We start from the raw sequence: 15,543 nt of genomic DNA on the forward strand, positions 1-15,543 counted from the left end.
TTTCACCAACCTTTTTCAGAATCGGTTTGATGCAAAAGGGCTGCCCGCACATCCGCAATCAGGTACAGTGTGCCGGAGACCACCCCCAGATCTTCCGCTTCCGTCCGTGACTTCAATAGATCAAGTGCCTTTGCCCATTCGGGCTCGACGATGATTTCCAGTTCCTGCTTCGCAATGGCGGGACGTACCCGTTCGACAATCTGCAGCAATTCGGCTGCATCCATTTTGCGTCGGAAATCTGGCTCGGTCAGGATCAGCGTATCCACTAGTGGCAGTATATGCTGCAAATACGCTTCGTGATGCTTATTTGCCAACATACCCATCATCAAAATTAACTTGTTGTGAGGATAGACTTCCGTAATGCTCTTGGCCAGTGACTCTGCCCCTTCCGGATTATGTGCTCCATCGAGCACAATTCGGGGTTCATCGACGACTTTTTCGAATCTTCCTGCCCAGAAAGCATTCTCCAGTCCAAGTGCAATATCGTTGTCATCCAGCATAAATGCCATGTATTGTCTAAGCAATTCAAGCACCATCAGTGCGGCCGCAGCATTGTCACATTGATGTGAGCCCTGCATGCGTATGCGAACGTCCAGATCACGAAACGGGCCGGTAAAATGAAAAGATTGTCCGTTCTCATTACTCTCCAGTCGATGATAAGAGAATTGATCTCCAGCTAAATACAGGCTTGATTGAAGCTGCTGTGCTTTCTCCTGAATCACTTTCACAGCTTCGGGTTGCATCGCGCAGGTCACAACGGGGACTCCCGGCTTGATAATGCCTGCCTTTTCTCCAGCAATCTGCTCAATCGTATCTCCAAGCACATCCGTGTGATCCATACCAATGTTGGTGATGACGGACACAACAGGCGAAACAATATTCGTTACGTCCATCCTTCCCCCCAGCCCCGTCTCCCATACCACAACATCAGGGTAGCACTCTTCTGCATAATACAGAAGCGCGAGAGCCGTGGACACCTCAAACATCGTTGGGGAACCAAGCGGAGTAGATGCCATTTCCATAACCAACGGGCGAAGACGGTTAGAGATCTTCAACAGAGTCTCTTCCGGAATATCCTCGCCGTTGTATTGAAAACGGTTCGTAAACTTGGTGATATAAGGCGACGTAAAGGTACCCACATCATATCCAGCCTGAAGAAGCACTGACGTCAAAAAAGCGCAAGTCGAACCTTTGCCGTTCGTTCCCGCGACGTGAATAAATTTGAGACGTTGGTGAGGATTGCCTAACATAGACATCAGACTCTCGATTCGTTCCAATCCAGGTCGGATGCCAAAAGGAATAAGGCCATTGATCCAGTCCACGGCCTCGTTATACGTAAGTAAAGGAGCTGCTGCATCTGTCCCGTCTAATTCCGTCATCTGATTCACCTTCGGTCCCGAGTTTGAGTGAAAAAAGCGGCCGGATGGCATAATGGCTCTCCATCCGACCCAAATATATTAGCCTTTCAGTTCCTTGATTCGTGCAATCACTTTATCCCGTTTGTCGGAATAGTCTGCTTGCTTGGCGCGCTCTTCCTCAATAACCTTGGCAGGCGCTTTGGCAACAAAGCCTTCATTCGACAGCTTTTTCTCCACACGGAGTACTTCGCCCTCAAGGTTCTGTAACTCTTTCTCCAGGCGAGCCACTTCCTGTTCGATATCGATAAGACCAGCCAGTGGCAAGTATAGCTCTGCTCCTGTGATGATTGCAGTCATTGCCTTATCCGGGGAGCTTAGATCCAGCCCACTATCGAACTCGGACGTATTACAGAAACGTTTGATGTAATGGCTGTTACGTTCGATGATGCTGGACGCTTCAGGGCTATTTGCTTTTACCATCAATTCGATCTTTTTGCTCATCGGCACGTTCACTTCTGCACGAATGTTCCGAACTGCACGAATGGTATCCATGAGCAGGTTCATCTCGGCCACAGCCTCTGGGTTCTCAAGAGCAGGATCATATACCGGCCAAGACGCCAGCGTAATCGTCTCGCCTTCATGCGGCAGATGCTGCCAGATCTCTTCGGAGATGTATGGCATGAACGGATGAATCAGACGCATAGTCTGATCGAGCACATAAGCCAGCACGGATTGCGTTTTTTTCTTGGCAACCGGATCTTCCCCGTAGAAGGACAGTTTAGCAAACTCAATGTACCAGTCACACAGGTCATCCCAGATAAAGTTATAAAGCACACGACCCGTTTCCCCAAATTCATACGCTTCGATTAGACGCGTAATATCGCGGGAAGTTTCGTTCAGACGGTGCAAAATCCAATAATCCGCTGTACCAAGCTCTCCGCTGATGTCGCGATCCTCATAGGTGAATCCTTCCAGATTCATCAATGCAAAGCGCGAAGCATTCCAGATCTTGTTGGCAAAATTACGAGCCTGCTCCACCCGTTCCCAACGGAAACGTAGATCCTGACCTGGCGTACTGCTGGTTGAGATCATGTAACGCATTGCATCTGCGCCGTATTTCTCAATTACATCCAGTGGGTCTACACCGTTACCCAGTGATTTGGACATTTTGCGTCCATCTGCGTCACGAACAAGACCATGCATCAGCACATCCTTGAACGGAATCTCATCCGTGAATTCCAGTGCAGTGAAAATCATACGTGCAACCCAGAAATATATGATGTCATACCCTGTCACAAGTACACTTGTCGGATAATAACGTTGCAGGTCTTCCGTATCTTCCGGCCAGCCTAGTGTGGAGAATGGCCATAAGCCGGAGCTAAACCAAGTATCGAGTACATCGTCATCCTGTCTGAGCTTGCGTCCAGCATTTTCTGGCAGCGTAGTCGGATCTTCAGCAGATACGATGATTTCACCCGTTTCCTCATCATACCAGGCAGGAATACGATGTCCCCACCATAGTTGACGGGAAATACACCAGTCACGAACGTTCTCGATCCAGTTCAGATAGGTTTTCTCGAAACGATCTGGAACAAAATTAACCCCTTCGCCGCTTTGTTGTTTCTTGATCGCTCTCTCTGCAAGTGGCTTCATCTCAACAAACCACTGGGTAGACAGATACGGTTCAACAACAGCGCCGGTACGTTCACTGTGTCCAACCTGATGCGTGTGATCCTCGATGTTGATCAGTACACCTTGCTCTTTCATATCAGCAACAATCTGCTTGCGGCATTCACTGCGATCCAGTCCCTGATACTTGCCGGCTTCTGCATTCATTGTGCCGCTCTCATCCATGACCGTAATCTGAGGCAGATCATGACGAAGACCTACTTCAAAGTCATTCGGATCATGCGCAGGCGTGATTTTAACTGCACCACTTCCGAACTCTTTATCCACATAATCATCAGCGATAATTGGAATTTCTCGTCCGATGATAGGCAGTACAAGGACTTTGCCAATCATATCTGCATAGCGCTCATCCTTCGGATGAACAGCGACCGCTGTATCACCCAGCATCGTTTCAGGACGCGTTGTTGCTACTGTAACGTAGCCACTTCCGTCTTTGAGCGGGTAACGCAGATGGTACAGGTGACCCTGAACCTCTTTGTATTCAACCTCAATGTCGGACAGGGCAGTCCGGTTCACCGGGTCCCAGTTAATGATGCGTTTGCCACGATAAATAAGGCCTTTTTCATACAGCTGAACAAATACTTTGCGAACCGCTTGGGACAGACCTTCATCCAGCGTAAAACGTTCACGTGAGTAGTCAAGTGACAACCCCATTTTGCCCCATTGTTGACGAATGGTCGTGGCATATTGATCTTTCCAATCCCATACTTTCTCCAGAAACTTCTCGCGTCCCAGATCATAACGGGTCAGACCTTCTTCACGCAGTTTCTGCTCCACCTTGGTTTGGGTAGCAATACCTGCATGGTCGGAACCTGGGAGCCACAGTGCGTCGTAACCCTGCATGCGTTTTGTGCGGATCAGAATATCCTGCAGTGTAAAGTCAAGCGCATGCCCGATATGCAGCATCCCGGTCACATTCGGGGGTGGAATTACAATCGTATACGGCTCGGCATCTTTACGTTGACCGGCTTTGAAATATCCGCGCTCCATCCAGGTGGAGTACCATTTGTCCTCTGCCGCTTTAGGATCGTAAGTGGTCGGCATTTCTGTTGCAGCTGATTTTTTTTCCTCAGACATGTGTCATTCCTCCGTTACTTCATCTTCATCATCTTCGCCAAAAAAAACAAAAAAAACCTTTCATCCATCAAAGGACGAAAGGTTAGCTTTCGCGGTACCACCTTTGTTTCACGCTGACAGCAAGATAGACTTCACCCTCTGTACATGACGTGACACTTCAAGCAGATAACGGCTGCTACCGGCCCATCCTACCTCAGAAATAAATGACGGTAACTCTCATTCATCCCTTGTATTCAAACAGGCAACTCCCGGGCGACTTCGATCAGTTGGTTCCTGCGGAATCTCACAGCGTTGCAATTCCACTCTCTGAAAGGTCATACTGTCTACTACTCCCGTTCCACGTTGTTCTTCAAAAAACCTACACACATCATACCTTGCTCGTGCGCGATAGTCAACCTGACAACAGTGGATAAAGTGCGCTGGAATGCAGGTTTAGGGCAAATCATGCAAAAACCCGCAATCCTCAAGGGGATCACGGGTCGTAACGAAGGCTTTAACTACGGATTAAGGGATGTACAATATCTGACCTTCTTCCACAACTTGTTCAGACAATCGGTTATACAACTGAAGTTCCCTCGTGCTCAATTGGTATCGATCTGCAATGGCATCCAGTGTATCTTCCCGCTGGACGATGCACAGTTTCACTTTACGGAATGGCGTCTGGTCCACGATCGTTCTCAGGAACAGATTCTTCCATTCCACATCCTCTGGTGCATACGTTTCTTCCTGTATCACACCAGCTGGAACCTCTTCGCCTCTCTCCACTTCAGCATCGCGTGCTGATCTGCCAGAGGATAACAAGGAAGAGATACCCACACCCTCCTCTTGTCGTGGTGCGGATTCCTTTTTGCTGCCAAAAGCAACCTTCATCTCCGGCTTGTCTTCCGTCTCAGCCACAGGTTCAGGAACAAATGCTTCATTCTGCACAAACTCATCTACCCCAGCCGTCTCAAAAGAAGGGCGGTCTTCCTCAGCGTTGCCTGGTTCGGAAGCAGCGAATACACCTTGCCAGTTCTCAGCCTGTGGTTCAACCGGAACATCAACTGCCTGATTCTCCTGCTGAGGTACAGATCTCGCTGATTCGAAGTGCCATACATCTGGTTTGTCCGGTACATCTGGTGCTGCGAACTCATTAGATGATTGAGCAGTAGGCTCTGAAATTGCTTGATCTGAATTTCTAGGCTCCTCAGGCAATGCATCCACGGAAGGCTCGGACCATGCCGAAGACTCTTCTTCCAGAGGCAGCAATGGTTCCGACTCAGGGTAAGAAGCTAACCGATCAGCGGTCTCAGCCATAAATGACGAGATGGGAGAAGGTTCGCTGTATTGCTCCTGGGATGCCAGTGCATCTCCATTCGCTGTCAGAGATGCAGGATCTTCGTTTGCATCAGGTTGTCTGTTTTCGTTAGCGTACTCCGCACTTTGCTCCGCCGATTGAAGTGGCTCCGCCGAGGATAAGTTCGCATATTCCTGATGATATTCCGGCGCACCATAGGCAATTTCTGCTGCATTCGCAAGTCTCTCTTCCTCACTCCGCTGAAGCAGATATTCTTGTGCAAATGTGTTCGGGTCGCTATCTGTCTGTTCTGCTTCATCGGAACGGTTGGATTGCTGAGCTTCAGGTGAGTGGACAACTGTAAACTCATCTGCTGACCACACTTGCGGCTCTTCAACAGGAAAGCCCTCGATGCCTCGCAGCGACAACACGCCAGTAATGTTCAGACTGCGATTGGATAACAGATCCACGTCGAAATTTTCAATCTCGATGGAAATATCCTCAATTGATCTGACCCGGTTCAGCGGCACTGTGATCTCCACGGGAATGAAATGTTTGAGCTCCTCTGAAGCCTCATTTTCTCCTCTGTACGCGCCTGTTAGTAAAAGATGCCCTCTTAACGTGGCATGATCATCCTGCCCTATGACTTGAATGCGCGGGTATAGTTCAATTTCTTCCAATTCCTCAATCACAGGGACTCCCTCAGACAAATGAACGCGCTCATAAATATCGAACCGCAAACCATAAGGTTGATTCAACAAAGGTGGCGTCCTCCTTTCGGCATATGTTCACCATGATCCTTCTCATGGGACTGATCCATGGTCCAAATCCTTCGTTACCCCATCTATATGCCTTGAATGAGATGAGCATGCCACCTTTTGAAAAACCTTGCTATATATGTTCAACTCATCGTTATTTACACTGTCACTCCAATGACAGAACAACCTTCCGATCGCTGTTATCCCCAGATTTTTCATTCCTTTTTATAAAAGGGAAATCCGGGGATAGCTTATGCTTCCGAAGCAGCTTTCTTTCAGAAAGCTTTTAGGCGAACGCTTTGCTTCTTCTGGTTGTTTCTGTCCTTTCCGTTTTCGTGTAAATAGTTAGTTGAACTTATACAGTATAATTAATAAGCCCGCTCGCGCTCTGCCAGTTGTGTAAAATCGGACGGCCAAGGGTCATTCACTTCAATTATGGCTCCAGTTAACGGATGGCTAAAATTCAGCATTTCTCCGTGAAGCGCCTGCCGACCAATGGCATCCGCTCTCCCACCATACAACTCATCACCGATGAGCGGATGTCCCGCGTAACTCAGATGTACACGAATTTGATGTGTTCGTCCTGTATCCAGCTTCAATCGCACAAGGGTTGCTCGTTCCCATACTTCGACGATCTCCACATGAGTAACAGCTTCTTGACCACCTTCCGAGACACGTCTGCGCTGTTTGTGATGTCTGTCCTTGCCAATGGGAGCATCAATTTTGTGGAGTTCAAGGGGAATTTGTCCACCTGCAATGGCAACATAGTGGCGGCCAATCTCTTTGCGACGCATCGCTTCATCAAGTTTGGTGAGGGCAAACGCATTTTTGGCATACAGGACAGGTCCGGTTGTATCCTCATCCAGTCGATGAACATGACGCACACTTGCCTGTATTCCATTCATTTCATAATAGGAGGCAACCACATGATCCAGCGTGATGGCCTGATCAGCCCGGCTTCCATCCGGATGCAGTTTCATGCCTGCCGGTTTGTGCATAACCAGACAGAAATCATCCTCATACAGGACCTCCACCTCAGCCCAGCGTGGCTCAACATCGATTGGCTGAGACGCAAAAAGGGCCAGCCGAAGCCGGTCCCCTGCGATTTGTATTCCTCGGTTTGCTTTAAGCTGACGTAACAATTTCTCTGGAAACTGAAGCTCAGACAATAGCCATTGCTCCGCAGCCATCGGTTTGTCCGTGCTGCCTGTTACTGCTTTGCCTGGCATCAGCTCAAGCCATTCCCCGCGGCGTTTCCAACTTTTGATCGTCATAACGATTGAAGAGCTTTACGATTCGCCTCGATCGTATCGTCAATATCCTGCTCCGTGTGCACACCAGAGACAAACATGCCTTCGTATTGAGAAGGCGCAACACTCACACCTTGATCAATCATGGCCGCAAAATAACGACGGAATTGATCCAGATTGCTTTCTTTGGCAATATCATAATTGGTTACGGGAACAGCACTGAAGAACGGACATACCATTGAACCCACACGGTTAATGGTTATCGCGACACCCGTCTCAGCTGCATTTTTCTCGAATCCGGCTTGCAGACGTGCAGACAGTGTCTCCAGACGGTCATAGACCTCTGGTGTTAACAATTTGAGCGTGGTATATCCTGCTGCCATAGCCAGCGGATTCCCGCTTAGTGTACCTGCTTGATAGATCGGTCCCGTAGGGGCAATCTGTTCCATCAGATCCCGGCGACCACCATAAGCACCAACCGGGAGTCCGCCACCGATAACTTTCCCCAGACAAGTCAGGTCAGGTGTAACCCCATACCGTCCCTGGGCACAATTCAACCCTACGCGGAAACCGGTCATAACTTCGTCAAAAATAAGCAGGCTTCCATATTGCGTCGTCAAACTGCGCAAGCCTTCAAGGAAGCCGGAAGCCGGAGGTACAACCCCCATGTTACCCGCCACAGGTTCCACAATAACAGCGGCCAGTTCTTCACCATAACGTTCAAAAGCAAGCGTCACGGACTCCAGATCGTTATAAGGTACCGTAATGGTATTCACAGCTACGCCCTCAGGCACACCCGGACTATCTGGCAGCCCCAACGTTGCAACACCTGAACCAGCCTTGATCAGCAAGCTGTCCGCATGTCCATGATACGATCCTTCAAACTTCAGAATTTTACTGCGTCCGGTTACCCCTCGTGCCAGTCGAATGGCACTCATGGTTGCTTCCGTACCGGAATTAACCATCCGCACGATATCGATGGAAGGTACACGCTCACAGACCAGTTTCGCCATCTCGGTCTCCAGCAAGGTAGGTGCACCAAAGCTTGTTCCTTTAAGGGCTGTCTCACGCAAAGCTTCTACAACGTCAGGGTGTGCATGTCCCATGATAAGCGGACCCCATGATCCTACATAGTCAATAAAAACATTGCCATCAATATCGTAAATTTTGGACCCTTCGCCGCGCTCCGCATAGATCGGCGTCAGTCCCACCGATTTGAATGCGCGCACAGGGCTGTTCACCCCCCCGGGTATGTACTGCTTAGCTTCCTCAAACGCGCTACGTGAGCGCTCATCATTACGACGATTACCTTGTTGTGCAGTCATGAGTATCCTCCCTGATAACGATTATTTTATTTCTCAGCCAACCAGCGTGAAGCGTCTTTTCCGTAGTAGGTAATGATCATATCTGCACCTGCGCGTTTCATGCTTAGCAGGATTTCCATGGCGACTTTTTTCTCATCGATCCAGCCTTGAATCGCCGCTGCCTTCACCATGGCATACTCACCACTAACGTTATAAGCGACAAGCGGAAGATCAAATTGATCCTTGATGGTGCGCATAACATCCAGATAGGAAAGGGATGGTTTTACCATCAACATGTCCGCTCCTTCCAGCACATCTGTTTCTGCTTCACGCAAAGCTTCACGTGCATTGGCCGGGTCCATCTGATACGATTTGCGGTCACCGAATTGCGGCGTTGAATCTGCTGCTTCGCGAAATGGGCCATAGAAAGCTGACGCGTATTTTACAGAGTAGGACATGATCGGAATATGACTGAATCCATTCTCATCCAACCCGGCACGGATCGCTTGTACAAATCCATCCATCATGTTGGATGGCGCAATGATGTCCGCTCCTGCTTTGGCTTGGGACACTGCCGTCTGCACGAGCAGATCGAGTGATTCATCATTTAACACATCTCCGCAGATGTGACCGTCAATCTCCACAGTATGCACCATGCCGCAGTGACCGTGATCGGTAAATTCGCACAGACAAGTATCTGCAACAACCAACAGTTCTGGGTACCACGATTTGATCAATCTCGTTGCTTCCTGCACAATGCCATCTTCAGCAAAGCCAGATGAACCCACACTATCCTTAGTCTCTGGTATACCGAACAATAACACAGCCGGAATTCCCAATTCGGCAATTTCTGTTACTTCTTCCTGAAGGCGATCCAGTGAGAAGCGGAACACCCCCGGCATGGATTTGATTTCGGATTTCACATTTTCTCCATACGTTACATAGATCGGTTGAATAAAATCATCCACGGTTAGATGGGTCTCTCTGACCATATTGCGAATACCTGTGGATTGACGTAAACGGCGATGCCGTACAATTGGAAAACTCATATGTGTTAAACCTCCCTGATAGTTAAATAGAGCAAAAAGGGAAGCGCGCTGGTATCTTGTCGAATTCAGCACGCTTCATATGTTGACATATTACATGTGTATTAATTCCGAAGAGCGCCTTCTTTGGTACCCGTCCGTTTCCATTCACACAGAACTGTGATCAAGCTATCCATCGTCGCTTCCTCTGCCATCAGAGTAACCTTTAGTCCAGCGGCCTCTGCGGTCTTCGCTGTAACCGGTCCGATACATGCAACCTCTACGTCTTGTAATAAAGGCAGCGGATCTTGCAACCCCATACGTTTCAACATACTCATGAAGTTGGTAACCGTTGATGAACTTGTAAAGGTCACCGCATGAATACCGCCTTCTTCAAGCAACTTGAGCAGTTCATCATCATCCTCGCCAGCAAGGATCGTATCATAGGTGATGGCTTCGGTGACTTGAAGTCCTCGTTCTCTCAACTGGTCACGTAACCACGTACGGGCCAGATCACCGTGTGGAAGCAGTACGCTCTGACCTTCCTTCAATTCGCTTTCAAAAGCCTCTAGCATGCCTTCGGCCTGGAAAGGACCTTTGACTACCTCTGCAACGATGCCATGTTTACGCAAGGCGTCTGCTGTGGAAGGTCCTACAGCAGCAATTCTCGCTTGATGAATCGAGCGAATATCCTTGCCTTCCTGTTCCAGATGGCGGAAGAAAAACTCTACGCCGTTCACACTTGTGAAAAACACCCAGTCATAGGTATTTAAAGCACTAAACGCGTCTTTGACACTTTGCTTCGCAGATTCACTGGATGGCATGACCGTCTCAATGACCGGAAACTCATACGGCTCACCGCCAAGTTCCTCAATACGATCCACGAGTTCACTCGCCTGGCTGCGAGCACGGGTCACCAAGATCCGTTTGCCAAACAGCGGCAATGCCTCTGCCCATTTCAACTGTTCCCGTTGATTCACGACATCCCCCACCACAATAACCGCTGGCGGTTGGAAATTGGCCGCAATTACTTTCGCTTCTATATCTTCAAGGGTACCTGTGATGGTATCCTGTTCCGCTCGTGTTCCCCAACGTATAAGAGCTACCGGTGTTTGCGCCGGACGACCATGACGGATCAACTGTTCGCTGATATATCCAATTTTGGCAACACCCATCATAAATACAAGCGTGCCCGTTGCATTCGTCACTTTATCCCAATGGATGCTGCGATCGAGCTTGTCCGGACTTTCATGCCCCGTAATGATAGAGATGGAGGACGCATAGTCACGGTGTGTCACGGGAATTCCGGCATAAGCAGGTACACTTATCGCAGCTGTTACCCCAGGCACAATCTCAAACGGGACCCCGTTTTTGTGCAGCAAATCCGCCTCTTCGCCCACGCGTCCAAAGATCGTCGGATCGCCGCCCTTAAGCCGAACCACAATCTTACCTTCAAGAGCCAGATCAACCAACAGTTGATTGATCTCTTCCTGTTTCATCGTATGCCGATCCGGGCGTTTGCCCACGTAAATCTTAACCGCACCGGGTTTCATTTGTTTTAACAATCTCGGACTTGCCAAGCGATCATAGACTACAGCATCCGCTTTACCGATGGATTCCCACCCTTTTACCGTAATCAGCTTTGCATCCCCAGGACCTGCTCCTACCAAAAAGACCTTCCCCACCATGTCTTCATCCCCTAACTTCTGCCAGTATCTGCTCTGCTCCCCGTTCGATCAATCTCCAAGCCACTTCTTCTCCCAGACGAACCGGGTCTTTGCCAGTCAGAGCTTCCTTAAGAATCAGTCCACCATCCGGTGTACCGACCATACCTGTTAATTGTAACGTGTTTTCGCCATTCAGGGAATCTGCATCTTGCTGAGGCAGCCATACTGCATGAGCACCAATTGGAACCTGACAGCCCCCATTCAATACACTGAGAAAACGGCGTTCCGCCTGTACAGGAAATGCTGTCTCCGGATCGTTATACAGCTGCAATAAGTGCAACAATTCCTCATCGTCTTCACGACATTCGATACCAAGCGCACCCTGGCCCACAGCCGGAAGGCAAGCCGTCTCGGTCAAGTACTCGGTAATCCGGTCTTCCCAGCCCATCCGGTACAACCCTGCAGCAGCCAGAATAATCGCATCAAGACCTTCGGTCTCCAGCTTCCGCAGACGGGAATCAATATTGCCGCGAAGCGATTCCAATTGCAAATCCGGACGATAGGCCTTCAATTGACTGGACCGGCGAAGGCTACTTGTACCCACTCTAGCTCCTTCTGGCAGTTGATCCAGCGTGAGTCCACCATTGGAAATCAGCGCATCCCGTGGATCTGCACGACGGGGAACAGCGCCATTAATTAATCCTTCAGGTAACTCGGAAGGCATATCTTTCATGCTATGCACAGCCATATCAATGGTACGATCAAGCATCGCCTGTTCAATTTCTTTGACAAACAATCCTTTGCCTCCCACTTTTGACAGCGTTACATCCAGAATCAGATCTCCCTTCGTAACAATCTTATGTACTTCAAAGTCAAAAGCTAATCCTTCCCGCTCACAAATGTCGCGTAAATCCTGAATGACATGGCCTGTCTGGGTTAGCGCAAGCGCGCTCTGTCTACTTCCAACTTTAATTGTACGCATATCTATACTTCCTCCTGATTACGGGATATCCAGTCCCCGATTTCTTCTTCGGTCCACCACCGGAAATGGCCTGTGCGAATATCTTCTAATATGTGCATTTCAGTTAACTGCCGAAGCAACGTACTTCTAAGACTAGAAGAAGATACGCGTAACTTCACCTCGGTCCTCATCTGGTGCAAAAACTCAAGGTACGTTTCATACTCATCACCGAACTGTTGCTCGAGTGTGGCACGTATCTCAGCAGCTGCTGCCGGACCCGCTCCTGCTGTCGATATCGCTATGCTTAATCTCCCACGCCTGACCACGCTGGGTGTAATGAAACTGCTGTGCTCCGAGGACATCGCGTCATTCACCAGTATGCCCTCAGCCTCAGCATCCCGAACCACAGTTGAATTGACCTCTGACCGGTCAGTCGCTGCATATACGAGAAAGGCCCCCCGCAAATCTCCATTGCGGTAGGACCGGTCTATCCATTGAATTCGGGATTCATGATGCAGTTGTTTTAATACGGGAGTAAGCTCCGGACTAATGACCGTAATCTGTGCTTCCGCATGTAGCAATCCTTTAATTTTACGCTCGGCAACACGTCCACCACCAACCACACAGCAGTTCTTTCCTGAAGTATTCACAAATATCGGCGTGTAACGGTCCATCCCCTTCACTCTCCCGTCCAACGATGAAACGCTGAATACGCATTGGATAAAAAACTCACAATGACAAATCCGTACCCGATCAATGTCCACCTTGCCATAATAATCGTCGAGAACTGTTTCCTTCTCTTGGATACGAAGTAACCCACATAGATGGCAATAGCAAGGCCTGTCGCAATAACTTTGAGATCCAAAAGTAGAATCCAGCGTCTTTCTGCCACAATGGATAATACGGCAAGCATCACAGAAACTCCAAGGAGCGGTGTTCCGATCAACGTGGCACCATCCATATACTTACCGATCACTTCCAGGCTTGGCAGCCGTCGCATCGTATCATTCCACATTTTTTTCTTCAACTTATGGTGCAAGAACAGATATAACAAGGCAAACACCGTAGCAACGGTCAACGCTGCAAAACCAAGATTCGCCAAGGTAATATGCATGATGAGTAATCCATGTACCGTTTGCCAGTTATGCAGTGATATCTCTCCGGCCGTAAACCACAGTCGGTTTAATACTGTAACGGAAAAACCTACAACATTCAGCAGCAAAATCACAAATTCGGAACGCTGGATACGATTCATGATGAGAGACATCAGCACAATACTGAATGAAAATATGAACAAAAAATCAAAGGTTGTGTAAATTGGGAAATGGCCTTCAGTCCACATGCGCAGTATGACATGTGTAACCTGTAGCCCCCAAACTACAACAAGAAACCCTGTGCCTGTCCGCTTCGCCCCCGCATTGCGTCGAATGCAGTCCGAGAAATAGAACAGTAGGCTCAGGGCATACATATAGATTAGAGCTTCATAGACTTGTTCAGCAAGGGTCAAGCTGCCCACCCGCCTTATACGCCTGCCGGAGCATAAGCCGGCACGGGGTCTTGCCGGTTTTCGTTAAGGTGCACGGCTGGTTTTGCCAGAGCTGTAGCATCACTCTGACTCACTTTTTCAGCAGCCATCTCTACTGCATCTTCCAAAGCGAAAATCTGAGTAAACATGCGCAGAGCTTCATCACCTTGCTTCGTGCCTGCCATTTCCTTAATCCGATTAATCGGATCTGTCGTCATTTGATTCACAATACTTTTGGTCAAACGACGAATGACTTTACGTTGATGTTCATCGAGCTCAGGCAGTTTGTTAAACAGGCTATCCATCGTTTCTTCATGAATGGAGACACCTTTTTCCTGCAAAGCACGAATAACGGGACGAACCCCCAACGTTTTGAGCCAATGGTAATAATCTTCCATCTCAAGCTCAATCATTCTCTCAATCTTGGCAGCTTCCGCCTTACGCATCTCCAGGTTACTCTCCACGATTCCTTCCAGATCATCAATGTCATAGAGAAATACGTTGGATAATTCACCAATCGCCGGATCAATATCGCGCGGAACCGCAATATCAATCAGGAACAATGGACGAGATTGACGACGCTTCATGCTCTCCCGTACCACTGCTGCATCCATGACATAACGTTCAGCTCCAGTGGAACTAATAACAATGTCAACTTCATTAAGTCGATCTAATGCCTGTTCCATCGTACAAGGTGTACCCCGGAACTTGGCCGCCAATTCTTCTGCTCTTGCGAGCGTACGATTCGCTACGATGACTTCGGATGCCCCGTTGGAATACAGATGTTTCACGGTCAGTTCACTCATCTTGCCGGCACCCAAAATGAGTACCTTCTTGTCTGTGAACATGCCAAAAATCCTCTTACCGAGCTCAACAGCAGCATAACTGACAGATACGGCGCTCTCCCCGATGGAAGTCTCCGAATGTGCCCGTTTGCCCAGCGTAACTGCCTGTTTAAACAGCATATTAAACCAGGTTCCTGTTGATTTCTCTTCCTGCGCTTTAAGAAAAGCCTGTTTCACCTGTCCAAGAATCTGAGTCTCACCAATGACCATGGAATCCAGTCCGCAAATCACACGGAACAAATGGCGCATAGCTTGGTCATCTTCATATATATATAAGTGTTGCGTAAATTCTTCCCGTGGTACATTAAACCATTGTTCCATGAATGTTCGAATAAAATAACCACACATGTGAAGACGGTCCACCACAACATACAACTCGGTACGGTTACATGTGGCTACGATTACACCTTCCAATACACTCTTGGTCAGCTTGAGCTGCTGCAGCGCTTCAGACAAGTCCTTTTCTGCAAATGTGAATCGTTCCCTAACCTCTACAGGCGCCGTGCGATAATTCAAACCAACGACAACGATGTGCATTGCAAGTTCACCTGCCTAATAAATTTCCAATCAAAGTGCTTACTGCATATGTCTATCCATTTATGATTGACATGGTTAATTATATCACACATCATAGCCCTGACCGGGTCATTTTTATGAAATGTTTATGAAATCCCCATGTTCATCATCATATGCACTGTCATTTATTGTAGTGTCTCACCAAAGTTCACCGTTATGCGTTAAAATGTGTCGATTATCATATTCATAACGATATGGATATTAAAACAAATAGCCATGGAATTATTCCATG

11 protein-coding genes and 1 other annotated feature are annotated in these 15,543 nt (G+C 48.5%); all 11 genes read right to left on the minus strand.

What is annotated here, in order from left to right:
- Positions 1 to 2: 2 nt before the first annotated feature.
- Positions 3 to 1,379: a bifunctional folylpolyglutamate synthase/dihydrofolate synthase gene (locus MHH93_RS21395; RefSeq protein WP_500055666.1), complete on the minus strand. Its 1,377-nt coding sequence runs from the start codon at positions 1,377 to 1,379 to the stop codon at positions 3 to 5.
- Between the two features lie 78 nt (positions 1,380 to 1,457).
- Positions 1,458 to 4,124, minus strand: coding sequence for a valine--tRNA ligase (locus tag MHH93_RS21400; RefSeq protein ID WP_500055667.1), 2,667 nt, complete (start codon positions 4,122 to 4,124; stop codon positions 1,458 to 1,460).
- A gap of 67 nt (positions 4,125 to 4,191) precedes the next feature.
- Positions 4,192 to 4,473, minus strand: a binding site (T-box leader).
- Between the two features lie 155 nt (positions 4,474 to 4,628).
- Positions 4,629 to 6,161, minus strand: coding sequence for a LysM peptidoglycan-binding domain-containing protein (locus MHH93_RS21405; RefSeq protein ID WP_500055668.1), 1,533 nt, complete (start codon positions 6,159 to 6,161; stop codon positions 4,629 to 4,631).
- A 365-nt stretch (positions 6,162 to 6,526) separates the two neighbouring features.
- A complete protein-coding gene (locus tag MHH93_RS21410; protein ID WP_500055669.1) occupies positions 6,527 to 7,432 on the minus strand; it encodes an RluA family pseudouridine synthase in 906 nt (301 codons plus the stop codon).
- Complete coding sequence (gene hemL / locus MHH93_RS21415) at positions 7,429 to 8,733, minus strand: glutamate-1-semialdehyde 2,1-aminomutase (RefSeq protein WP_074096251.1); 1,305 nt, start codon at positions 8,731 to 8,733, stop codon at positions 7,429 to 7,431. Before hemL ends, MHH93_RS21410 begins: the two co-directional genes overlap by 4 nt.
- Positions 8,734 to 8,759: 26 nt before the next feature.
- On the minus strand, positions 8,760 to 9,761 hold the full coding sequence (hemB, locus tag MHH93_RS21420) for a porphobilinogen synthase (protein WP_017692601.1): 1,002 nt from the start codon (positions 9,759 to 9,761) through the stop codon (positions 8,760 to 8,762).
- A gap of 101 nt (positions 9,762 to 9,862) precedes the next feature.
- On the minus strand, positions 9,863 to 11,425 hold the full coding sequence (cobA, locus tag MHH93_RS21425) for a uroporphyrinogen-III C-methyltransferase (RefSeq protein ID WP_500055670.1): 1,563 nt from the start codon (positions 11,423 to 11,425) through the stop codon (positions 9,863 to 9,865).
- 4 nt (positions 11,426 to 11,429) lie between these two features.
- Positions 11,430 to 12,386 carry a hydroxymethylbilane synthase gene (gene hemC / locus MHH93_RS21430; protein WP_253440311.1) on the minus strand — a complete coding sequence of 319 codons (957 nt, stop codon included), beginning with the start codon at positions 12,384 to 12,386 and terminating at the stop codon, positions 11,430 to 11,432.
- Between the two features lie 2 nt (positions 12,387 to 12,388).
- Positions 12,389 to 13,039, minus strand: coding sequence for a precorrin-2 dehydrogenase/sirohydrochlorin ferrochelatase family protein (locus MHH93_RS21435; protein WP_500055671.1), 651 nt, complete (start codon positions 13,037 to 13,039; stop codon positions 12,389 to 12,391).
- A gap of 5 nt (positions 13,040 to 13,044) precedes the next feature.
- Positions 13,045 to 13,872 (minus strand): cytochrome c biogenesis protein CcsA, encoded by an 828-nt coding sequence (ccsA, locus tag MHH93_RS21440; RefSeq protein WP_500055764.1) that lies wholly within the window; start codon positions 13,870 to 13,872, stop codon positions 13,045 to 13,047.
- 14 nt (positions 13,873 to 13,886) lie between these two features.
- The gene (gene hemA / locus MHH93_RS21445) at positions 13,887 to 15,272 is read right to left on the minus strand and encodes a glutamyl-tRNA reductase (protein WP_500055672.1); all 1,386 of its coding nucleotides are present in this window, start codon (positions 15,270 to 15,272) and stop codon (positions 13,887 to 13,889) included.
- Between the last annotated feature and the right edge of the window lie 271 nt (positions 15,273 to 15,543).

Origin of the sequence: Priestia sp. FSL H7-0729, from assembly GCF_038005685.1 — a bacterium.
Taxonomy (GTDB): Bacteria; Bacillota; Bacilli; order Paenibacillales; family Paenibacillaceae; genus Paenibacillus.